The organism is Paenibacillus sp. IHBB 10380 (genome assembly GCF_000949425.1).
Lineage (GTDB): Bacteria > Bacillota > Bacilli > Paenibacillales > Paenibacillaceae > Paenibacillus_AQ.
Genome location: NZ_CP010976.1, coordinates 2,835,545 through 2,859,176 on the forward strand (window position 1 = coordinate 2,835,545; position 23,632 = coordinate 2,859,176).

Annotated in this window: 22 protein-coding genes; all 22 read right to left on the bottom strand. The window is 41.0% G+C overall.

Annotated features, from left to right (window positions below; genetic code table 11):
• Positions 1–203: 203 nt before the first annotated feature.
• Entirely contained in the window at positions 204–695 is a 492-nt protein-coding gene (locus UB51_RS12265) for a YajQ family cyclic di-GMP-binding protein (RefSeq protein WP_044877529.1), read from the bottom strand.
• Between the two features lie 130 nt (positions 696–825).
• Complete coding sequence (locus UB51_RS28530) at positions 826–987, bottom strand: hypothetical protein (protein ID WP_199925008.1); 162 nt, start codon at positions 985–987, stop codon at positions 826–828.
• Between the two features lie 81 nt (positions 988–1,068).
• Complete coding sequence (locus UB51_RS12270) at positions 1,069–2,010, bottom strand: helix-turn-helix domain-containing protein (protein ID WP_044877530.1); 942 nt, start codon at positions 2,008–2,010, stop codon at positions 1,069–1,071.
• A 20-nt stretch (positions 2,011–2,030) separates the two neighbouring features.
• Complete coding sequence (locus UB51_RS12275; protein WP_144407010.1) at positions 2,031–2,798, bottom strand: DUF3388 domain-containing protein; 768 nt, start codon at positions 2,796–2,798, stop codon at positions 2,031–2,033.
• A gap of 198 nt (positions 2,799–2,996) precedes the next feature.
• Entirely contained in the window at positions 2,997–3,251 is a 255-nt protein-coding gene (locus tag UB51_RS12280; protein WP_044877531.1) for a DUF3243 domain-containing protein, read from the bottom strand.
• A gap of 102 nt (positions 3,252–3,353) precedes the next feature.
• Positions 3,354–4,124 carry an elongation factor P 5-aminopentanone reductase gene (gene ymfI, locus UB51_RS12285; protein ID WP_044880108.1) on the bottom strand — a complete coding sequence of 257 codons (771 nt, stop codon included), beginning with the start codon at positions 4,122–4,124 and terminating at the stop codon, positions 3,354–3,356.
• Positions 4,121–5,401: an EF-P 5-aminopentanol modification-associated protein YfmH gene (yfmH, locus tag UB51_RS12290; protein ID WP_044877532.1), complete on the bottom strand. Its 1,281-nt coding sequence runs from the start codon at positions 5,399–5,401 to the stop codon at positions 4,121–4,123. The genes ymfI and yfmH overlap by 4 nt, the downstream gene beginning before the upstream one ends.
• Positions 5,402–5,404: 3 nt before the next feature.
• Positions 5,405–6,685, bottom strand: coding sequence for an EF-P 5-aminopentanol modification-associated protein YfmF (yfmF, locus tag UB51_RS12295; protein ID WP_044877533.1), 1,281 nt, complete (start codon positions 6,683–6,685; stop codon positions 5,405–5,407).
• A gap of 122 nt (positions 6,686–6,807) precedes the next feature.
• The gene (sleB, locus tag UB51_RS12300) at positions 6,808–7,614 is read right to left on the bottom strand and encodes a spore cortex-lytic enzyme (RefSeq protein ID WP_044877534.1); all 807 of its coding nucleotides are present in this window, start codon (positions 7,612–7,614) and stop codon (positions 6,808–6,810) included.
• 138 nt (positions 7,615–7,752) lie between these two features.
• A complete protein-coding gene (locus tag UB51_RS12305; protein WP_044877535.1) occupies positions 7,753–10,383 on the bottom strand; it encodes an FtsK/SpoIIIE family DNA translocase in 2,631 nt (876 codons plus the stop codon).
• A 61-nt stretch (positions 10,384–10,444) separates the two neighbouring features.
• Entirely contained in the window at positions 10,445–10,684 is a 240-nt protein-coding gene (locus UB51_RS12310) for a YlzJ-like family protein (RefSeq protein WP_044877536.1), read from the bottom strand.
• On the bottom strand, positions 10,684–11,454 hold the full coding sequence (locus UB51_RS12315) for a ClpP family protease (RefSeq protein WP_044877537.1): 771 nt from the start codon (positions 11,452–11,454) through the stop codon (positions 10,684–10,686). The genes UB51_RS12310 and UB51_RS12315 overlap by 1 nt, the downstream gene beginning before the upstream one ends.
• Before the next feature lie 180 nt (positions 11,455–11,634).
• On the bottom strand, positions 11,635–13,314 hold the full coding sequence (locus UB51_RS12320; protein ID WP_044877538.1) for a ribonuclease J: 1,680 nt from the start codon (positions 13,312–13,314) through the stop codon (positions 11,635–11,637).
• A gap of 233 nt (positions 13,315–13,547) precedes the next feature.
• Positions 13,548–14,429 carry a 4-hydroxy-tetrahydrodipicolinate synthase gene (dapA, locus tag UB51_RS12325; RefSeq protein WP_044877539.1) on the bottom strand — a complete coding sequence of 294 codons (882 nt, stop codon included), beginning with the start codon at positions 14,427–14,429 and terminating at the stop codon, positions 13,548–13,550.
• A 56-nt stretch (positions 14,430–14,485) separates the two neighbouring features.
• The gene (gene dapG, locus UB51_RS12330; RefSeq protein ID WP_044877540.1) at positions 14,486–15,703 is read right to left on the bottom strand and encodes an aspartate kinase; all 1,218 of its coding nucleotides are present in this window, start codon (positions 15,701–15,703) and stop codon (positions 14,486–14,488) included.
• Positions 15,704–15,723: 20 nt separating this feature from the next.
• Positions 15,724–16,770 (bottom strand): aspartate-semialdehyde dehydrogenase, encoded by a 1,047-nt coding sequence (locus tag UB51_RS12335; RefSeq protein ID WP_044877541.1) that lies wholly within the window; start codon positions 16,768–16,770, stop codon positions 15,724–15,726.
• Between the two features lie 62 nt (positions 16,771–16,832).
• A complete protein-coding gene (locus UB51_RS12340; protein ID WP_044877542.1) occupies positions 16,833–17,429 on the bottom strand; it encodes a dipicolinate synthase subunit B in 597 nt (198 codons plus the stop codon).
• Positions 17,426–18,325 (bottom strand): dipicolinate synthase subunit DpsA, encoded by a 900-nt coding sequence (gene dpsA, locus UB51_RS12345; RefSeq protein WP_044877543.1) that lies wholly within the window; start codon positions 18,323–18,325, stop codon positions 17,426–17,428. Before dpsA ends, UB51_RS12340 begins: the two co-directional genes overlap by 4 nt.
• 132 nt (positions 18,326–18,457) lie before the next feature.
• A complete protein-coding gene (gene dut, locus UB51_RS12350) occupies positions 18,458–18,907 on the bottom strand; it encodes a dUTP diphosphatase (RefSeq protein ID WP_044877544.1) in 450 nt (149 codons plus the stop codon).
• Positions 18,882–20,150 carry a M16 family metallopeptidase gene (locus tag UB51_RS12355; protein WP_044877545.1) on the bottom strand — a complete coding sequence of 423 codons (1,269 nt, stop codon included), beginning with the start codon at positions 20,148–20,150 and terminating at the stop codon, positions 18,882–18,884. Before UB51_RS12355 ends, dut begins: the two co-directional genes overlap by 26 nt.
• 113 nt (positions 20,151–20,263) lie before the next feature.
• Positions 20,264–21,253: a polysaccharide deacetylase family protein gene (locus tag UB51_RS12360; RefSeq protein ID WP_044877546.1), complete on the bottom strand. Its 990-nt coding sequence runs from the start codon at positions 21,251–21,253 to the stop codon at positions 20,264–20,266.
• Between the two features lie 189 nt (positions 21,254–21,442).
• Positions 21,443–23,527, bottom strand: a complete 2,085-nt coding sequence (gene pnp, locus UB51_RS12365) for a polyribonucleotide nucleotidyltransferase (RefSeq protein ID WP_044877547.1) — start codon at positions 23,525–23,527, stop codon at positions 21,443–21,445.
• Between the last annotated feature and the right edge of the window lie 105 nt (positions 23,528–23,632).

The window sequence follows — 23,632 nt, forward strand, 5'->3', positions numbered from 1 at the left end:
GTACTCCGAATTCACCGAAAATTTCGATCTAAGTGTTGTAGTTATGACTCTCTCTGTCATGTATGCATGCATCCCCCAATGATTAACAACCCATTATCCCTAAGTAATACTCACAATTATAATATATCCGTTTGTAACCTGTCAAAAAGAAAGACCTATGCCATTCTTGAGCTTAGCCCCTTCTTCAAGAAAGAGAAACTAAATTACTTCACGTTAGTAAATTGTAGATCTAATGAAAGATCCGCTTTACGTAATAATTGAATGATACCTTGTAGATCATCTTTACTTTTACCCGTTACGCGAATTTGATCACCTTGGATTTGACTTTTGACTTTCAGTTTAGAATCACGAATTAAAATGTTAATTTTCTTCGCGTTGTCATGATCTATTCCTTGCTTTAGTGTCAATCTTTGACGTACGGTTCCAAGGGAGGCAGGCTCTATTTTACTGTAATCTACATTCCTTAACGATAAACCACGCTTAATCATTTTGGTCTGTAGAATATCAATGACAGCATTTAGCTTATACTCATCATCTGAAACAATGACCAGTGTGTCTTTATCTAACTTCAGACTACTCTTACTGCCCTTGAAATCAAATCTCGTTTCAATTTCTTTTTCCGCTTGCGTTATAGCATTAATCATTTCCTGTAAATCAAATTTGGATACAATATCGAATGAATTTTCAGAACTCATTGTTCCACGCCCTTTCTAAACATCTACGTAGTCATAATATATGATTCTTACATTGAAGTCTAATCAGCAAAAAAGGTACTCCTGTGAGAAACTGCCTCATCTATAGGAATACCTTTTCTGAGTAAGTGATTTATTTACTATATGACGGTGCTCTAAACATGTTCAGAATTCCCAAGAAAATATGAGCGAGTCCAAACCCTAGAATACCGTAGCCCCAAGCATTGGGAGTTAGATAATAACCAAGGAGACTCACAATAATACCTAAGCCCGTTACAATCCAGCTTACTGTCATGGCAATAGACCTCACTTCATCGGAAAATAAAAGATTCTAGTCTTGTAAAGCTGATCTTATCATTTCCGTCAAAAGTGGAGCTTATTCGCCAGTAACTGAATTATTTTCTTCGGGTTCACCCATTTTCAACAAAATCCGTGATGTAGCCTTACCATCTGTTACTAACTGTCCTCCAACCGTAATATTCGTCGCTTTGGAGTATCCAGACTTAATATATAGGCCTTGACTATCCAAATCGAAAGACAAATTGTCTCCGTCTTTAGTATTGTTAAAAAATAGCTTTTCTCCCTGAGAATTTCCTCCTCGGTAGATTTCCATCCAACTTTGACCTGTTGCTTTAATTTCCACCTGAACCTTACTTCCCACTGGAGCAGCTACTTTAAAGATTGTATTTTTCCCGCTTTTGCCATCTTCGGTAACTGTCAAACTCTGCGGAACCTGCTCTGGATTCGGTTCTTCTATGGGTTCTTCATCAGGCACTACTGTGCCTTCTTCATCTGGTGTTGTCCCAGCCTCTCCACCATTGCCTGTCGGTGGTGTGACTTCAGGAGCCTTAGGTTGAGTTGAAGGATCTTGCTGTGAATCTGTTATCTTTTGTCCCGAATCGACGACCTTGTTAGCATCAGGCTTATCATCTCGTGTTGATAAATACACATAAATGACCACGACAATCAGTATCGGAAAAGTCCACATTAATACGGTAGATAACCATTTAACATTACGCTCCGAAGGAGCTTTATTACTCGAACGCTTTTGAATCACTGGCTCCATTGTAGATTCAGGCTCAGAGGATGACACATCTTGTTTATGCCCTTCTAACAGCTCATCTGGATTCAATCCCACCGTTTCCGCGTAAGTCTTAATAAAAGCCCGCACATAAAAAGTTCCCGGAAGAACTTTATAATCACCTGCCTCGATGGCTTCTAAATATCGCTTACGAATTTTTGTCATTTCCTGAACATCGTCCAGACTCATTCCTTTTTCCAATCTAGCTTCTCTTAACTGCTGACCCAGTTCCGACATACCATCACCTCCTGTCTAATTTATAAATCGTCGGTATAAGTGCTGGTGAATGTATCATAAATAATTTCCTCACTAGGATTATTCCGAAGTTCTATAATGATCGTGAAATCGTCGTACGAATACTCCGACTCCTTAACAAAAATATCGGGATGTTCAATCACCTTCGTACAAGGCATATTCATAATATCTTGCAACAAATTATAGTGTTTCTCACTAGACCGAATTGTACTAACAATTCCATCAATAATAAAAACATTGTTCGGGTTCATTTCATCCTCAGAGAGTTGACTTCGGATAGTCTGACGTAACAATGTCGAAGAGACGAACGTCCAACGCTTCATGGCACATACACTTCCAGCAATAATGGATTCCGTTTTACCGACGCGCGGCATCCCTCTTAATCCAATAACCTGATTTCCCTCTTTCTTAAAAACTTCACCCAAAAAGTCCACTAATAAACCAAGTTCATCCCGAGTAAAACGAAATGTCTTTCGATCATCTGAATCTCTATCAATGTAACGACCGTGACGAACAGCTAAAATATCGACAAGTTTAGGCGGTCTTAATGCAGAAACGGTTATACTATCCACTTTTTTGAGCATAGCACCCATAAGGTGAATTTTCTCCTCGTCGTCCGTTTCAATGAGCATCCCACGGGTTTCACCTTCCACGCCATTAATTGTCAGTATATTAACTTCCAGCATCCCGAGTAAAGAAGCAATATCTCCCAGTAATCCCGGACGGTTTTTATGTATCTTATATTCCATATACCATTGTTGGATTCCCAATTAAACACCCCATCTTAACACAGATTATACTTAACACTTATTCGACAAAATAGACCTCTGACCCTTTCCGGGAGAGGCTCGTCTCTTGATCGGTTTTGAATAACGGGTCACGTTAATGATATATAAAAAAAATATGAAAGGCAAGGTCAAGTCTTTAAATTTGTAGAAAAGCCCCCGTGAGGGGGCTTTTCTCATGTACTATACGTTTTTTTTGGCTAATTTCACCATTAGACGGGCGATTGTACGCCGTTCTTCTTTGTCTCCCACCGACCATAATTCTTTCAGGGCACGGTTAGAGGGGTTTTGCGGATCGACTTTTTCATCTAGGAAATCGCCAATTTCGTAAGCTAATTTAGATATAGTGTCTTCACTCATACCCATTTTCTCAGCTTGCGTCACACGTTCACCCAAGAACTTTTTCCATGTGTCAAAATTTCTGAGTACTGTTGACATCATAAAACCTCCTTTGCTTGTAGCATGAGATATTTAAAATCAACAGTTGTAATATGACCTAATCCGCTCTTCCTTATTCGGAATAAAATTCGGAAGTTTTACTTAGGTAATCCATCCTCCATTAGGACTAATAATTTGACCATTAATATAACCAGATTCAGGGAGTGCCAGAAAGTAGACAAGTGAAGAAATTTCATCTGGTCTAGCCAGTCTACCCGCAGGAATCTCCTCCTCCAGCATTCGAATTTCTTCCTGCTCCAGATGATCCATCATGGATGTATCCACTGCTCCAGGCGCCACCCCATTGACCGTAATGCCTGAAGGTGCTAATTCCTTAGCTAAAGCTTTAGTGAAAGCATTCACGCCACCCTTACTTGCTGAATATAATACTTCGCAAGAAGCACCCGAAATTCCCCAGATGGAAGATATATTAATAATCCTCCCGTACCTCTGAGCAACCATATATGGCATAAACTGTTGAGTACATAAGAACATGCTTTTAAGATTAGTGGACATCACATCATCCCAAATCTCTTCTGTAACATCAGAGAGAAGACCATAATGTGAAATACCCGCATTATTCACTAAAATATCCGGCATTAATCCATGACTCTCGAGTTTGTCACGTACTCTCGAAATTTGATCCTTATCCTTCAAATCTGCTGTGACTGTCAACACCTTTGCCCCATGAGACATACATCGTCTAGCCACATCATTAGCCGCTTCATGGGAATTCATATAGTGTATGACTACATTCATACCCACCATGGCGAAACGTTCAGCAATAGCAGCTCCAATGCCTCTGCTGGCACCTGTTACTAGAACAGTCGTCTCGCCAATCGGCTTATTTCCGCCTGTAACTAGTTTACTCAAGGATTCACCACGAGCGACACTGCCATCTGCTCCCAATCAATATGCTCATGTAGACGTTGATTCACATCCTCCAATGTAATCGATTCATACACCTCAATCACACTAAAGAAATCACTACCTCGGAATTGATACTTCGTAAACTCATGCGCCATATTCTCAGGAGAATTGAGCATACGTAAATAACCGCCTATTTTCTTTTTGCGAGTCCGTTCGAAATCTGTTTCTGTAAAACCAGTTTTGATAATAAGCTCCACTTCTTCACTGATTCTTTGAAGCAACAAATCAGGGTCTTGCGTGTCCCCACCTATGGCAGAAAAGGCATACTGCGGCGAGCTATTATATTCATGACCGAAGCTGTCAGAAATAAGATCTTCATCATACAGCTTTTGATATAACTTCGTACTAGAGCCAAATAACAAATCCAACATAATTTTACTTGTGAGATCACGTCTCAACAATTCTTCACCTGTGAAACCAACATTTTTCTCCTTGAATCCGAATAAGCACTTAGGCATAGAGACCGCCAGCTTACTCACACGACGTTTCTCTGCCACCTCTACCTGTTCTTGATCAAAGATCCGTTCAATATTACCTTGAGCATCATAGGACTTCTTCGCTTGGTTACTGCGGACAAGTTCAAATACCTTTTTCGGATCAACTCCTCCTACGACAAACAACAGCATATTGCTGGGATGATAAAAAGCGTTGTAGCAACTATATAGCGTCTCCTTAGAGATGGTAGCAATGGATTCAACTGTTCCTGCAATATCGATATGAACAGGATGTGTCTTAAACATGGCTTCAATTAAGCCGAAATAGACACGCCAATCCGCGTTATCTTTATACATATCAATTTCCTGACCAATAATCCCCTTTTCCTTCTCCACATTCTGATCTGTGAAATAAGGGTGCTGAACAAAGTTAATCAACGTTTCTAAATTATCTACGATATTCTCTGTAGCTGAGAACAGATACACCGTTTGATCAAAACTTGTAAACGCATTAGCCGAAGCTCCTTGTGAAGCAAACGTAGCAAAAATGTCTCCCTCTGGTTCCTCGAACATCTTGTGTTCTAGAAAATGAGCAATGCCATCAGGCACAACCGCTTCTTCTTCCCCTTCTACACGAAAATGATTGTCTACCGATCCATATTTCGTGGCGAACGTAGCATAGGTTTTGTGAAATCCTGGCTTTGGCAGAACATATACGTGAAGACCATTATCCATCACTTCAGAATAAATCGTTTCTTGCAGATTATCATAATGTACACTTTGCACCGGCTATTCCTCCTTTTGCCCTCTCAAGAAGTAGATGGTATCCAACTTAAAGGTAGATGCTGCTGCTTGCACATCCTCCACCGTGATATTCTCAACCTGCTGAAGGAGTTCTTCTCCCGAGCGCTCTTTTCCTGATAATTGGCGATTAAAATCAAATCCGATCATTTCAAAAGCAGAGTCTTCCATTTCACGAAGTAAATTGCGGATCATTGCTTTCGTCTGTGACATTTCAAGCTCACTAATCTGACCTGATTTCATTTCCGCGATCTGATTCTGAATAATCTCAACTGCCTTCTTATAATTCTGAACCTCAATACCGGATTGAATCGTTCCAATACCTTTATGACCGTCATACCTTGACGAAGCATAATAAGCTAAACTCTCCTTCTCACGGACATTAAGGAAGAGCTTGGAATGCGGATATCCACCTAGTATACCGTTATACATAAGTGCAGCAGCATAGTTATCATCGCCATATGTGATCGTTGTGCGAAGCCCCATATTCAGCTTACCTTGACTAACATCTAATTTCTCTTCAATTGTCCGTACCTCTCCTACATCACGAGAAGATGGCTTCGTTTCATATGAGATTGACTTAGTAGAACCCAATTGAAAATGCTGCTCTACCAGTTGTTTAACTTCTTCAAGTGTTGTATCTCCTACAACATAAAGGTCAATATTAGCTTCCTCAAGCCATTTGCGATATGCTTTATAAAGTACCTCTGAGTTAATATTATCTAAATCTTTACGCTGCCCTAATGGATGAAGACGATAGGGTTCATTCTGACACATCTCTTCCAAACATCGTTCTGCAGCATATCGAATTTTATCATTAACAATGGATTCTAACTTCTTACGCACATTTTCACGCTCTGCTTGCACATAAGAATCTTTGAAATGGCCATCTTCTAGTACAGGTTTTGTCACAACTTCTCCCAAAAAAGCAAAAGACGAGCTCAAGAGACTCTCCTCACTTTGTACGAAAGAATCATTGATCGTGTCCATACGAAATTGGACGATTTGATAATCACCTCTCTTGTACACATCAAACCCAAAACCAGCACCATATAACTGTTCTAACCGTTCACGAAACTGTGTTGTTTCTGGATATGACTCCGTACCTCTACGCAACACAAATGGCGTTAATGCTGTAGTTGTCACCGTATCTTCTGAAAGTGGAGTTCCTAAATACAGAGACATTGCGAATGTTTTGAAGCGCTTTGTAGGTAGCACATGAATCCGCACCCGTCCCGTATTATCATGTTCAAATCCCATTTTATTCAAGGTCCGAATCTCCTTTATATTGTGGCTTTGTGAAACCATTTACGGTCATTATTAATATCCATTCTATACCAGACGAAAGTCAAGAAGCAACCGAAGACAAGTCTTCGATTGCCGTTTTGTAGTTACATACAGAAAATATGCTCTCCTATCGTTTTCACTTGCGGTCGTGTCCATATCCACTTCGAAGTTGCTGTTTTGGGATTGAAATAATATAAACAACCGCCAGATGGGTCCCAACCGTTCAATGCCTGTTGCACGGCTTGACGTGCTTGGTCATTCGGCTCTAACCAGATCTGACCATCAGCTACAGCCGTAAACGCTCCAGGTTGAAATATAACCCCTGAGACCGTATTCGGAAAACTTGATGATTTAACCCGGTTCATAATGACAGCAGCAACCGCAACTTGTCCTTCGAAGGGTTCACCACGTGCTTCTCCATATACTGCGTTAGCTAGTATCTTCAAAGTGTTCTCAGACAACCCCATCGTATTTGAGGAGGTTCTATCTGGATTATCTTTGGTAGCTTCCGGTTTCTTGGATGTCTCTCCTTGAATAGGTTGTGTTGGTTTCCAATCTTTCGTTGCATTGTATAGTTTTAGCTTAGTCTTACCGCCTACTACACCATCTATTTTCATGCCGAACTCTGACTGAAACCATTTCACAGATTTCAATGTACCACTTCCGAAATTACTATCTATCTTCCCCGTATAGAACCCTAAATACTTAAGTCTACCTTGCAGCTCGTATACATCCTGACCTGATGCTCCATATTTAACTATGTTTGAACTAAATACGGGTTCTGAAGGCGTTGACTGGATATTGTGATCATTCATGCCTATCGTCTCAGTCCCACTATTCATCAATCCGAATACAACTGCGGACAAAAGAAGTAGCACACTGAAAATAATCCAACCTTTTTGTTTTGTCATAAGTTAGCTCTACCTTTCTCTTGTGGGTTTTACAGGATCGCTAAGGTTATTATGACAAGAGCTGTGACTTCCTATTCATTGAATACATACAACGATAAAGAGCCTTCCGCTAACATACGCGAAAGACTCTTATCCTCATCATGAACTTATTTTGTTCTGCTGTTGATACTGCTCTATTGATAAAAGAACCTCGCGGGGCTTACTCCCTTCGTACGGTCCGATAATTCCACGTGACTCCATAGAATCAATTAAACGTGCGGCTCGAGTATAACCCACCCTCATTCTTCTCTGCAATAAAGATACCGATGCTTGCTTGGCTTCAAGTATGATTTGCACTGCTTGATCATATAGTTCATCAAGCATTTCATCTACATTCGCTGACGCTTCCTCTACTTCAGGTACTAGAAATTCGTCATATTTAGCCTGTCCTTGATCACGTACATAATCGACAATATTCTCTACCTCTTGATCATTTATGAATGCCCCTTGCACTCGAATCGGTTTAGAAGAACCCATCGGTAGGAAGAGCATATCTCCTCTACCCAGCAACTTCTCAGCTCCACCCATATCTAGAATGGTTCTAGAATCGATTTGAGAAGATACTCCAAAAGCAATTCTTGAAGGGATATTGGCCTTAATGACACCGGTAATAACATCAACAGAAGGTCTCTGTGTAGCGATGATTAAGTGAATACCTGCTGCACGTGCCATCTGTGCAAGCCGCGTAATTGCATCCTCAACATCGTTGGCAGCTACCATCATCAAGTCAGCTAACTCATCCACAATGACTACAATATAAGGTAATATAGCTGGCAAATTATCTTTCATTAATTTATTATAACCTTCAATATTACGTGTCCCCGATTTAGAGAACTGCTCATAGCGCTTTTCCATCTCAACCACAATTTTTTTCAGTGCTAATGAAGCTCGCTTAGGATCAGTCACAACGGGAGCCAGCAAATGAGGAATCCCATTATATACATTTAACTCAACCATCTTAGGATCTACCATGAGGAACTTCACTTCGTCAGGCTTCGCCTTATAAAGGATACTTGCGATAATCCCATTAATACAGACAGATTTGCCTGACCCTGTGGCACCCGCTACAAGAAGATGGGGCATCTTAGCAAGGTTGCCTATAATCGTTTGGCCCGATATATCTCTACCGAAAGCGACAGAAAGCTTAGACTCAGCATCCTGAAATATCGAAGTCTCCATCACTTCACGCATCGTTACAATAGACACTTCATTGTTGGGCACTTCAATCCCAATGGCTGATTTCCCTGGAATAGGTGCTTCCATTCGAATATCCTTCGCCGCAAGCGCCAAAGCGATATCATCAGTCAGGCTAACAATTCTGCTCACCTTCACCCCAATATCAGGCTGTATTTCATAACGAGTTACTGCAGGACCTCGAACAACCTCTAACACCTTCGCACGAACTCCGAAGCTCTCCAGTGTAGCTTCAAGTTTACGGGCTGTTTGCATGTAATCCTGCTGATCACCCGAATTACCATTACCTTGCTGTTTCGCAAGTAATCGGAACGGAGGCAATATGTACGGCTTTGGAGGTGGGGCTTGTACAATCGGTTCCTCAGGCATGATATCAACATCGCTCGTTAAGACTTCCGAAGTAGAAACATCATCCAATTTGTTCATATCCCCTTGATCCTGATCCCTAGTATGACCCACAGCAGCTACGTCTGGATTATTCATAATCACATTCTTTAAATCTTCAACTTCCTGTCCAGTAAAGACATCCTCTAGATCATCTTCCTCTATCATACCTTCAGACTTCACCTGTTCGAAGAAATTTCGGATGATCGGTGTAGCTACAATCTCTGGCGACTTCGTCTCTGCCGCTCTAATCCAAGGATGCTTATGTTCCTCTGCTTCAAGGTCATCTTCATCGATCAAGGATTGGTCTTGAATAACAGGCGATCCTTCTTGACCCTCCGTATCCGCTCTTGTAGATTTCTTTTTACTACCAAACAGCTGAAAAAATAAAGGCGTCGAGCGCTTAGTCTTAGGAAGGCTAAAGTCCTCATCTTCCTCATCTTCGTCTTCAGGCAAGAGCCGACTCTTATGCACGGTTGCAGACTTAGCATTAGATTTGGTCTGATTCACAGACTGACGATGTGTTACGAACTGCTTTGTTAAACTTGATCCTGTCTTCCAGACTTTTGTACGGACAATTCGTATCAAATCTATGTAAGACAAGTTTGTAATCAACATAAAACTAATAACAAACATAACGATCATCATTAATTTAGCACCGATAGTACCAAACAACCAGAAAAGTACAGTATACTGCACCGTACCCACGTATCCGCCACCGATATCTTTATCCATCATAGAACGTTCTGTTTCAACCGAAGGCGATAAGAGCGCTTCATGTAAATCCATTTGCCCTTGTTTAAAAATGCTACCCGAATTTAGTTCGATCGGTTGTAGCTTTTTCTCTAATCCAGATAGGCTACTCATCAATGTTAGAGCAAGTACAAGTAATACTAAGCCACTTTTACGTGAATTCCATCGTGTAGGCCACTTCCTATTGATCATGACCATAAGACCAAAGTAAATTCCTATAAGTGGAAATACAAAGTAAAACCTTCCTAGAAAAAGGGCGAATATTTTGGATAGAGACCATCCGACTGTAGCTTCACCTGATAGTGCAATAACGGATAATGTGATGAGAATAATCCCATATATTTCATATTTAAGTACGCTGCTAAGTAAAGCTTTTTTCTTTTTTCTTCTTTTTGCCAAAAAATTCACCCCCGGAACATTATTATACCATATAAATCCGTGGGTACCTATGTTCTGTTTTTCAGTCAAAAGCCTCATTTTTCAAGTAAGGAAGATAACTAATTATTTGCCCCGGAGCATAAGCTGGATTCAAGTAATCTGCTAAAGAACAGTTAAGGAGTCTAACAATTTGAGCTGTATTGTTTTGCCTTGGCATGACTTGCATGAGAATACCATTTATTTGGATGTCAGCTGTTAGTTCGGGCTCCTTCAAGCTTCCTTCCCATATTGTCTCCATAGGAATAACCGTATAAAGTGTCATCACTGCACCCTTCCTTGTAGTAATGTTCTTTTTTGTTCATCGATCATAAGGTTTAGCTTGGCCAATGCCTTACCAATACCCCCAACCTCATCCATCAATCCATACTCAACGGCATCTAATCCCCCAACCGCAGTCCCAATATCTCGATTAAGTTCACCTGTCTGGAACATCAGATTCTTGAATTTCTCCTCAGATATTCGGGAATGAGAGGTTACAAAGCGGACAATCCGCTCTTGCATCTTCTCCATATATTCAAACGTCTGAGGCACACCAATGACTAAACCGTTCAGACGAATTGGATGAATCGTCATGGTTGCACTTTCAGCAATGATAGAATAGGTTGAGGCGACTGCAATCGGCACGCCTATACTATGCCCACCACCAATGACTACTGTAACCGTAGGCTTCGTAAGAGAAGCGATCATCTCTGCAATGGCAAGACCAGCCTCCACATCTCCACCTACTGTATTTAAGACAATAAGTAGTGCATCAATACTTTTGTTCTGTTCTGCCGCTACAAGCTGAGGAATGATATGTTCATACTTGGTCGTTTTATTTTGTGGCGGTAATACGATATGCCCCTCAATTTGACCAATAATCGTCATACAAAAAATATTCGATTCACTGCTCGGTACGGCTGTTTGTCCTAACTGCTCAATCGTATTTACAACTTGGGCTTCTTCATTCAAGGGCAAATTTTCTGGAATTTCATTCTCCTCAGATGTTTTTGCATTAAATTCATGATTCGTATCGCCGGAATGGCTTGTCATTTTATTTCTCCTTTTTCTCAACTATAGGGTTAATAGTTAGTATGGGAAAAAAGAGACTAGATTTATACAAGATAACAACATAAAAAAGCCCCTATTCCGCAGGAAACCGTCCAATATTGCCTGCGAAATAGGGGCGACTGTGTGCTTGCACTTATCTAGTCGTTTATTCTATTGTTGATTTTATACTTCCATGATGATGGGAAGAATCATCGGTCTACGACGAGTTTGTTCGTACAAGAACCGTCCCAATGCATCCTTCACCCCTGTTTTGAGGGAAGCCCATTCATTCACTTTCTCACTCATAAGCTTCTGAAGCGTACTGGAGACAATCCGATTCGCTTCGTCAAGCAATCCTTCAGATTCACGAACGTAAACGAATCCTCTAGAAATGATATCAGGTCCTGACATGATGCTACCATCTTGTTTACTCAATGTAACGACTACAACAAGTATACCGTCTTGAGAAAGTAATTTCCGGTCACGCAACACGATGTTACCTACATCACCAACACCTAACCCATCGATCAATACATTACCTGCAGTGACTTTACCAGCTTTACGAGCTGAACCGTTAACAATCTCAACGATTTCACCAAGTTCTGTAATAAATATATTAGCAGGATCAATACCTACTTCTTGAGCTAACAAAGAGTGACGACGTTGCATCCGGAATTCACCATGAATTGGGATAAAGAATTTCGGCTTCATCAAGTTTAGCATCAATTTTAATTCTTCTTGACTACCATGACCTGATACGTGAACCCCCGAATTAGAGCCACTATAGATAACATTAGCACCCAACTTGAATAGTTCATCAATCGTACGTCCTACATATTTCTCATTACCTGGAACAGGTGTAGCAGCAATAATAACAGTATCTCCAGGTAAAATATCTACTTTACGATGTGTAGAGCGAGCCATACGTGTTAGCGCAGACATTGGCTCTCCTTGACTTCCTGTACACAATATAACTACACGATCTGCAGCCATCTTATTTACTTCTTCAGGTTCAATCAGCATTCCATCTGGTATATTTAAATAACCAAGATCTGATGCGATCGATACTACATTAACCATACTACGACCAATTACAGTCACTTTACGGCCTGTAGCTTCCGCTGCATTCACAACTTGCTGAATACGATGTACATTTGAAGCAAATGTCGCTATAACAACACGTTGGGATGACTTACGGAAGATATCTTCAAGGACTACTCCCACATTTCGTTCCGAAGGAGTGAAGCCTGGTTTCTCAGCATTTGTACTATCTGATAGTAGAGCTAATACTCCTTCTTCTCCAATTGCAGCCATACGTTGTAAGTTCGCAAATTGACCATTAACTGGTGAATGATCGAACTTAAAGTCTCCAGTATGAACTACATTTCCCTCAGGAGTAGCGATGCAAATCCCTACAGAGTCAGGAATACTATGATTTGTTCTGAAGAAAGTAGCTTTCATCGTTGTACCGATTTCAACTACGGAATCTTCATCAATTAGAATACGTTTTGTTTCACCAAGAAGATTGGCTTCTTTTAATTTGTTCTCAACTAAACCAAGTGTTAGTTTCGTTCCATAAATCGGAACGTTCAGGTGTTTCAACACGTAAGGTAGTCCACCGATATGATCTTCGTGTCCGTGCGTAAGCAAAATACCTCTCACCTTGTCACGATTTTCTGTCAAATAGGAAATATCAGGAATAACAATATCAATTCCGAGCATATCCTCTTCCGGGAACTTCAATCCGGAATCCACTACAATGATGTCATTTCCATATTGAATGACATACATGTTTTTCCCGATTTCACCGACGCCGCCCAAAGCAAAAATCGCCAATTTATCGTTATTTATTTTTTTAGACAATTGAATCTTACCCTCCTGTATGGTTTTGGACGTCGCACCATCATTTATATTTTATTTCAAAAAAATACCGCACCCAGTCACTTGACATCATTATACATGATTAAAAAGCGAAAAAACAAGTCATCATCTATGTAAGCATTAGTTTTCCCGATTGAGGAAGCCTTTATCTATGAAGAAGACGCCTCAAAAGAGACGCCCCTTTACTACGATAAATGAAAATTTAAAGACTCTAATTATAACGAATCAACCAATTTTTTGATGAATTTCGCCTCTTCCTCATTAGGAGAAATCAGTGGAAGTCGTACATCCCCTACTCGGTATCCTAGCAGCTCAAGAGCATATTTAACGGCTGATGGGTTAGGTAGTGGGGTTGGGGATTCAAATAGTCCTTTAAACACAGGAAACAGTTGTTGATGAAGACGTGCAGCCTCTTTACTATCGCCTTCAAGGTATGATAATATCATCTTCTTCATAGGAACCCCTACGATATGACTCGCTACACTAATAATTCCATAAGCTCCTACAGCTAACGTTGGCAGAGCCGCTGAGTCATCTCCAGAGTAAACTCTGAATTGTTCGTTAGCCCCTGCAGCTATTTGAGTCACTTGATCTACGGATGCACATTCTTTGGTAGCCACGATATTAGGGATCTCCGCCAAACGGAGAGTTGTGTCTACCGATAGACTAGATACTGTACGACTTGGTACATTATAAAGTATTACGGGTAGCTTTGTACTGTTCGCAATAGCTTCGAAGTGACGAAACATACCTTCTTGACTAGGTTTGTTATAGTAAGGTACTACCAACAGAATACCATCGACACCGAGTTTCTCAGCTTCTTGAGTCAAATGGATGGAGTGTGCTGTATTATTAGAGCCTGTACCTGCAATGATCTTGCACCGTTTATTCGCCTTCTCTACAGCAAAACGAAATAGCTCCGATTTCTCATCATCACTTAACGTCGGCGACTCACCTGTCGTTCCAGCAATGACCAAAGAATCTGATTGTTGTTCTTCAATCAAATAATCAATCAATTTCGAAGTTTCATTCCAATTAATATGACCTTGTTCATCAAAAGGGGTTACCATTGCTGTAATCAATCTTCCAAAGTCCAATTCTTTTCCTCCTAAAAACAACGTAAACTACTACTATTTATCATCAAAATAAGGTATCACCGATGCAATTGAAATTTAGTATGTAGTGCGCGCATCGATTGCACCATATCTTCTTTTTTGACAAGAACCCAAATTGTTGTATTGGAATCTGCTGATTGTAATATTTGAATATTATGTTCACTCAGAGCTTCCACTATTCTAGCCATTATACCCGGTACTCCATTAATTCCACCACCAATAACGGAAACTTTGGCACACCCGGACAAACTTCTCGGCTTAAATCCCATCTCTTGTAGTACCGTCAGTGCTCGCTCTGAATCATGATCAAACACCGTATATACCGCACCTGTCAGTGTCACATTAATAAAATCAACACTAATCGAATTTTCGGCCATCGACTTGAACACTTTCAGTTGAAGATTACTCATTTCTTCTTCACAGTCTACCGTTATTTGAGTCACGTTACTGACATAAGCTATGCCCGTAACAAAACGATCTAATATACCTGACTGTACATCTTGGAATCCTTCTGGATGTGTAACCAACGTTCCTTCATTCTCTGAGAATGTTGAGCGTATACGCACAGGGATCTGAGCCTGCATCGCAATTTCTACAGCACGTGGATGAATAACTTTGGCACCTTGGTGGGCCATATTACATATTTCAGCATAACTCACGTAAGTTAATGGCTTAGCATCTTCAACGATCCTAGGATCTGCTGTCAATACACCATTTACATCCGTATAAATGTCAACCATTTCAGCATGTAATACTGCACCTAACGCTGTGGCTGAGGTATCACTTCCACCTCTTCCAAGCGTAGTGAAATCACCAGACACACTCTGACCTTGAAATCCTGTCACAATAACCACTTTATGAGTCTTAAACTCCTCAATGATCCGACTAGGACGGACATCTAGTATCCGAGCACTACCGAAATGATCATCTGTCACGAAACCAGCTTGAGCCCCAGTGAGAACAGTTGATGAGATGCCTTCATGTTGTAGCAGACTACATAATGTAGCTGCGGATATAATTTCACCGCAGCAGAGCAGTAAATCTTTTTCGCGTTCAGGTAATGAATCCCCATTCTGTACAGCCCAATCAAGCAAGGAATCTGTAGCATAAGGATCCCCTTTTCTCCCCATAGCAGACACGACAACAACTAGGTTATAATCAAGAGCCAGTTCTCGCTTAATGTGTGTTAATACATGCTCTCTAGCCTTGGATGAGGAGAGTGAAGTACCCCCGAATTTCTGAACTAAGATGCGCATTTCCATGTCCTCCATATACCCTATGCGCGACTGGAATGCTTAGAAACTATGATCTCAGCTATTTGTACAGCGTTCCATGCCGCACCTTTCAGGAGATTATCAGATACAATCCACATATTAAGACCTAAGTTATGTCCTAAATCACGGCGTAAACGTCCAACGAATACATCTGGCTTACCCGTAGCTTCAGTAGCTAGAGGATAAGATTGTGTTGATGGATCATCCACCAATGTAATACCCGGTGAATTTGCAAGAAGTTCCTTGACTGCATTAAGGTCATAATCTTGTTTCAGTTCCACGTAGACCGATTCAGAGTGGCCATATACGACAGGAATACGAACACAGGTCGCTGTTACTTCGATAGAAGTATCACCCATAATCTTCTTCGTTTCGTTAACCATCTTCATCTCTTCTAACGTGTAACCATTCTCTTGAAATTTATCAATTTGCGGAATCGCATTAAAGGCGATTTGATGTTTCACAGGCAGTGACCCTACAGGTAGAATATCTGGTTGAACATCCTCGCCTTCAAGCACACTTTTACTTTGACGAAGCAATTCCTGAATGGCTTGATTCCCTGCACCTGATACAGCTTGGTAAGTAGAAACGATAATACGAGAAATGCCATAAGCATCTTGTAACGGTTTCAATGCAGCTACCATTTGTATCGTGGAACAGTTCGGATTCGCAATAATCCCTACATGCTCATCGATTTTCTCCGGATTGACTTCTGGTACTACAAGCGGTGTACTCGGGTCCATGCGGTAAGCGTTCGTGTTATCGATACACACCGCACCATGCCTTACAGCATGAGGGGCCAATGCTTTAGTTACATCACCACCTGCACTAAACAACGCAATGTCAATGCCATCAAAACTATCAGGGGTTGCTTCTTCTACTGTTATGTCTTGGCCTTTAAAGTTAATGACAGTGCCCGCAGATCGTGCAGATGACAGTAGCTTCAGCTTAGCAACTGGAAAATCACGTTTTTCCAGAAGGCCTAAAATCTGTTCTCCTACTGCTCCTGTCGCTCCTACAACCGCCACATTAAACTTTTGATTGCTCATTATGCCGTATCTCCCCTTATCAATTAAGACATTTTCTTGTAATCCATATAAGTTATAAGTTCTTACGCTGAATGAAACCGTTCAATAATCATGGGTTGCAGTTGAGCTCCTTGCAATGCGGAATAGCAAGCTTCAGGAATAAGATCCATCTTAGCAACGAGAGAATTTGGCTTTTGTACAGGATTATCCTGGCCAAATGGCACAAAATAAATATTCTTTGTCACTAATAATTTAGCAATATTCGCTGCATTCAAGCCAAGCCCATCATTCGTAGATATAGCCAGCACCAAAGGGCGACCATTTCGCATTTGAGCTTTAGCTGCCATTAACACCGGAGTGTCCGTCATTGCATTAGCTAGCTTACTTGTCGTATTGCCTGTGCACGGCCCAATGACCAGCACATCTAACAATTTAGACGGCCCTAATGGCTCCGCCTCAACAATTGTAGAAATAATATCATTACCTGTTATATCTTTCAACTGTTTCAACCAATTTTGTGAAGTACCAAAACGTGTATCAGTGGTTGTTACTGTATTGGATACAATTGAAACAACGTTGGCACCCAACTCTACAAAACGCTTAATTTGCGGCATTACTTCTTCAAGTGTACAGTGAGAACCTGTTATTGCATAACCGACCGTCTTGCCCTTCCAATTCATTCCCCATCCCCCCGAATCTTCTTTCCGTCCAAAATCAACTGCACCAATGTATTGGCAATGATAATACCAGCTGTTTTGGGAGCTACGATACCGGGCAGACCAGGAGCAAGGAGCGCCTTAATTCCTCGCTTCTCTGCATAACGAAAATCACATCCGCCAGGGGCTGAAGCAAGGTCAATTATGACTGCGCTTTGGGGCATTTTTGACAGGGTCTGTGCTGTGACTATCATAGTCGGTATCGTATTAAAAAGCAAGCCGATATTGCCCACTTCATACTCCAAATCCCTTGTCAGGAAAGGCTCCCAGCCCATCTCAGAAGCCCTAGCAAAGTGCTCCTCAGAACGTACTCCCATCCTCACTTTCGCTCCCAAACCTTGTAAACTTCTAGCCATCGTAAATCCCGTTCGACCCATTCCCAGAACGATGCAGTTCGACCCATGTATCGTAAAGTCAGTGTTCTGAATTGCCATCATTAGTGCACCCTCTGCCGTAGGGATAGAGTTGTAAATAGCTACATCATCACGCTCAAGCAGCTCTACAAGCTTAATCCCATACTGAATGCATACTTTCCTTAGATAAGATTTAGCCATACCTGTGTAAACCGTGCATTTTGGCGACAGTGCTGCAAAATGTTCATCCGTAAGCTCAATAGAATCAGAAGAGAATAACGTATTAACTTTCCCCTCATCATCACACCCTATCACGGGTAATACGAGACAGTTTGCCGTCTCTAATAACTTAGGGGAGAGCTTATTTCTTGAAATATTTACCAACTTATCCTTCAAATCTTCGAATCCGACAATACTTACCGAGGCGTTCAACTCCGAACACTTCCGAATAACTTCGATCTGCCGCGCATCCCCACCTAGGAACACCATTCTGACTCCTGTCAGCATAATGTCGCTCCTTTCACAATACGTGTTCTATACCCGCATAATATGCTACAGGCGAATGAGGGGTGAACAAAAAAAGCTTGCAGCCTGCCTTATTGAAGGCAGAACTACAAGCTCAATGTATTTCACATTAAATTATGATTTTCCAGTATGGCCAAATCCGCCCGCTCCCCGTACGGTTTCTGAGAGTTTATCAACCACTTCCCAAGCCACCTCAGGTACGATTTGAAATACCATCTGAGCGATTCGCTCATTTCTTACAATGGTAAAGGGGAGATCTCCAAGGTTAATGAGAAGAACTTTAACTTCACCTCGGTAATCGGCATCAATTGTTCCTGGAGTATTTAAGCAAGTTATACCATGTTTAAGTGCTAACCCACTCCGAGGACGAATTTGCGCTTCTAGGCCTTGAGGCATAGCAATAGAAAATCCTGTAGGAATCAATTTTCGTTCACCGGGATTTAGTACCCATTCATCTTCTACTGCTGCATATAAATCAAATCCTGAGGCAAGCTGAGACATTTTCTCAGGTAGCTTGATATCCTCATGACCGGGAAACTTATGAATTTGAACGTAATGTAACAAGGTCGTCCCTCCCTATTCCTGTAATGATTTTATCTGAATTCCCTACCATAGCTATAGACATTGGCTCAGCAAACATAAGATTGAGCACCGAATCAACATCTGCCATCGATACTTGCTCAATATTATGAATCATTTCATCGATTGTAAAGTGCTTTCCAAGCATTAGCTCATTCTTGCCGAGGCGATTCATGCGACTGCCTGTTCCTTCTAAGCTCAGTATAAGACTACCCTTTAACTGCTCTTTACCTTTGCGTAGCTCATTTTCACTAATACCATGAGTAGCTACATCAAATAATACTTCTTTGGTTAAATCCATAACCTCTTTAGTCTGCTTAGGAGCTGTACCTGCATAAATAGTAAACAGACCATTGTCTGCATGAGCGCTATGATAAGAGTACACTGCGTATGCTAATCCCCGCTTTTCACGAATTTCTTGGAACAATCGTGAGCTCATTCCGCCACCTAGCGTATTATTTAACAGCACCATAGCATACAACCGCTTATCATCATTCGAACATCCAGGAAAAGAGATACAGATGTGATTCTGCTCTGTCTTCTTTTTATGAAACAAAAGATTGCTATGAAAACTAGGAACGGTAACTACACTTTCTGTACTGTGGTTCTGGAATTCACCAAAGTGACGCTCAAGTAGTTCTACTAAATGCTCATCAATATTACCAGCTACACTAATAACGGTATTCTCTATCGTATAATGTTTAGCCATATAGGATCTTAGGTGGTCAGCGTTCATTGATTCTAGACGTTCCCTAGTTCCTAGGATTGGATACGCTAGTGGATGATCTCCGTACACTGCTTTAGCCATCAAATCATGAACTAGATCATCCGGATCATCCTCATACATTGAAATTTCTTCTAGAATGACGTTCTTCTCTTTGGAGAGCTCTTCATCATCCAGCTTCGAACGAAAAAACATGTCTGATAGCACATCTACTGCGATGGGAAGATGCTCATCCAGCACTTTAGCATAGTAGCAAGTATACTCTTTGGACGTAAAGGCATTCACATTTCCACCAATAGCATCAAATTGTTCTGCAATATCTTTGGCGTCGAAACGCTCCGTTCCTTTAAATAACATATGCTCAATGAAATGAGAGATCCCGTTGTTGTCATGATTCTCATTTCGCGAACCTGTTCTGACCCATATACCAAAAGACACAGATCTACAAGTCGGGATTTTCTCCATAACTACTCTAAGGCCATTAGTTAGTTTTATTCGTTCCACTCGAAAGGCCTCCTATCATTATCCGCAAGCTATTTTTACCTGCTTCATAACTATTTCCTCATCTAGATTCTATCTTTATAAACGTAATCCTTATCCTATCAAAAAAATGCTCCTCACTCAACTGCATGTCCAACTACCCGCTCTGCAGATAACGTCTGACTTACTGTTCCAAGTACTAGACCTTTCCTCTTAATCCCTTGGATCATTCCCTTTAGTGCTCTAGAGGAGGATGAGGTTGGATGCATCAGGATAAGATTTCCTGGTTCTACCTTGCTTGAAATCTTGTCTACAATCGACTCAGGAGAAGGCTTCTGCCAATCTACAGTATCTAAAGTCCATAGTACAGTGTACATTCCAAGCTCACGAGCAATCTTCACGGTGTTATTGTTGAAATCTCCTGACGGAGGAGCGAACCATAGATTATCAACACCTAACTGATCCTTAAGCAGTTGCTGAGTTTTGCTTATCTCTGCTATAGCACGTTCCTTACTTAGCTGGCTCATATTAGGGTGAGAATAAGCATGATTCGAAAGTTCATGCCCTCTTTGTTGAATAACTTTAGCAAGATCGATGTTTTTTTTCAGCCAACTACCATCAAAAAAGAACGTAGCTTTAACCTTTTCCTGATCCAAAATATCAAGCATCGGTAAAATAAATTCATTTCCCCACGCCACGTTTATCATTAGCGAGGCCATAGGCTTATTTGGGTTACCACGATAGATAGGTTCTGCTCCTAAATCCGCAATGGACACCTTCGGAGTAAGCATACGATACATATATGTAAGAGGCGTAGATCGACCTTTATTCTCAGCCAAATGATACGTTGCTTCCACATCAACTTCCATTCCATTATAGCCTGGAATCACTTTCCACACTCGATCTAACTTAGCATCAATGGGTTCAATTCTGCTCTGGGTAGCCTTTGCTTTAATGTGTTGATATAACGGATCTATGTCCGGAGTATCCTCCACTTGTTCAAATGTATCCGTTGAGATGAAAGTGAGGCGTCCTTCCTCAATAAATTGCCGAATACTGCCTACTTGACCTAATCCAATAACAATAGTAAAACAAGCAAGTATGATCGCGATTCTTCTCGTATACATGGAATTTTCATCTCCCTTGTCACCTTTGTCCAATCATATGAACAAGCTACAGGGAATATGAATAAAGTATTCTACAAGGAGAGACGGCTTAGCCGGATACAATTATATTTTAAAAAAAGAGCCAGAAGGTTACCTCTCTGCCTCTTTCCTATATTTGATTACTTCCAGAAATTATGATCTGCTATATGATTAAACGGTTAATGTAGCTTTGCGGGACAAATTAATACGTCCTTGTTGATCAATCTCCGTTACCTTCACCGTGATAGAATCACCAATTGCGATCACATCTTCACACTTAGCTACACGTTCTGTCGATAGTTGAGAAATATGCACAAGGCCTTCTTTATTCGGAAGTATTTCTACAAATGCTCCGAATTTCTCAATTCGTTTCACTGTACCCACATAAATTTCGCCAACTTCAACCTGACGAACAATACCTTCAATTATACCTCTAGCCTTTTGATTCATCTCTTCATTCGTAGATGCGATGAAGACACGACCATCTTGTTCGATGTCAATCTTCACACCGGTCTCTTCAATAATTTTATTGATAATTTTGCCACCTGCACCAATAACATCACGAATACGATCTGGATTGATCTGCAGCGTCATAATTTTAGGAGCATATTGAGAAAGGTTCGATCTAGGTTGTTGAATAGCTTCCATCATTTTACCTAAGATGAACATGCGGCCTTCTTTAGCTTGGTTCAATGCTTCATTAAGAATGGCACGATCAATACCATCGATTTTGATATCCATTTGAATAGCTGTCACACCTGCTGCTGTTCCTGCTACTTTAAAGTCCATATCGCCAAGGTGATCTTCCATTCCTTGAATGTCAGATAGAATCGATACATGATCTCCATCTTTGATCAATCCCATAGCTATACCAGCTACTGGTGCTTTAATCGGAACACCCGCATCCATCATGGCAAGAATACCTGCGCAAATACTAGCTTGGGAAGTGGAACCATTCGACTCCAACACTTCAGATACTAGACGAATTGCATAAGGGAAATCTTCTTCAGAAGGTAGAACTTTAGACATTGCACGTTCACCCAAAGCACCGTGTCCAATTTCACGACGACCAGGAGCGCGAAGCGGACGTGCCTCACCTACGCTGAACGGAGGAAAGTTATAGTGGTGCATAAAGCGTTTGGATTCCTGTGGATCAATACCATCAAGAATTTGTACATCTCCAAGTGCTCCCAATGTACATACACTAAGGGCTTGTGTCTGACCGCGTGTAAACAATCCTGTGCCATGCGTACGCGGTAAAATATTCGTATCACATTCAATCTTTCGAATCTCATCCAAATTCCGTCCATCCGGACGAACTTTATCATGTGTAATTAAACGTCTTACTTCTTCCTTAACTATGTCATGCAGCACTTCCTTGACATCTTTCATGAGTTCCGGAGTCTCTATGTACTTCTGTTCAAATAAAGTTACCGTAGCTTCATTAATCGCGTCAATGGCATCCTGACGTGCATGTTTTTCAGATATTTTAACAGCATCTTTAAGCTGAGCTGCTGCAAATTCACGAACTTCATGATTAGCAGTATCATTCACTGCATGAAGTTTAACTGCCATTTTTTCTTTTCCAGCCTTTGCAACTAATTCTTCAATCGTCGCTACAATTTTCTTGATTTCATCATGACCAAACATGATTGCCTCAAGCATAATTTCCTCTGGCACTTCGTTGGCTTCTGCTTCCACCATCATAATCGCGTCTTTCGTACCTGCAACGACCAAATAAAGATCACTAGCTGCTTGATCTGCTGTGTTCGGATTGATGATGAATTGTCCATCTTTACGTCCAACAGCAACTCCACCAATAGGACCACTAAAAGGAACATCAGAAATACTGAGAGCTGCAGAAGTACCGATCATAGCCGCAATATCAGGTGCACAGTCTTGATCCACACTCATAACAAGGTTAAGAACTTGTACATCATTACGGAATCCTTCAGGGAATAACGGGCGAATAGGACGGTCAGTTAGTCGGCTTGAAAGAATAGCTTTCTCACTTGGACGGCCTTCGCGTTTAATGAATCCCCCTGGTATTTTTCCAACTGCATACAGTCTTTCTTCATAATTAACCGTTAGCGGAAAAAAATCTAAATCTTTAGGTTCATTAGAAGCTGTTACTGTACACAGAACTACGGTCTCACCATAGTGAACCATTACTGCTGCATTCGCTTGTTTAGCAAAACGGCCTGTTTCCAAAATAAGAGTTCTTCCACCTAATTGCATTTCAACTCGATTCTCCATGAAATCCCTCCTTTATTAAATTATAAGTAAGCTAAGGCCCATAGCCTGTCTTCTTATAATTATTTGAAACGGATACCCGCTCCTTACAGAGTGTGTAAAGCCGCT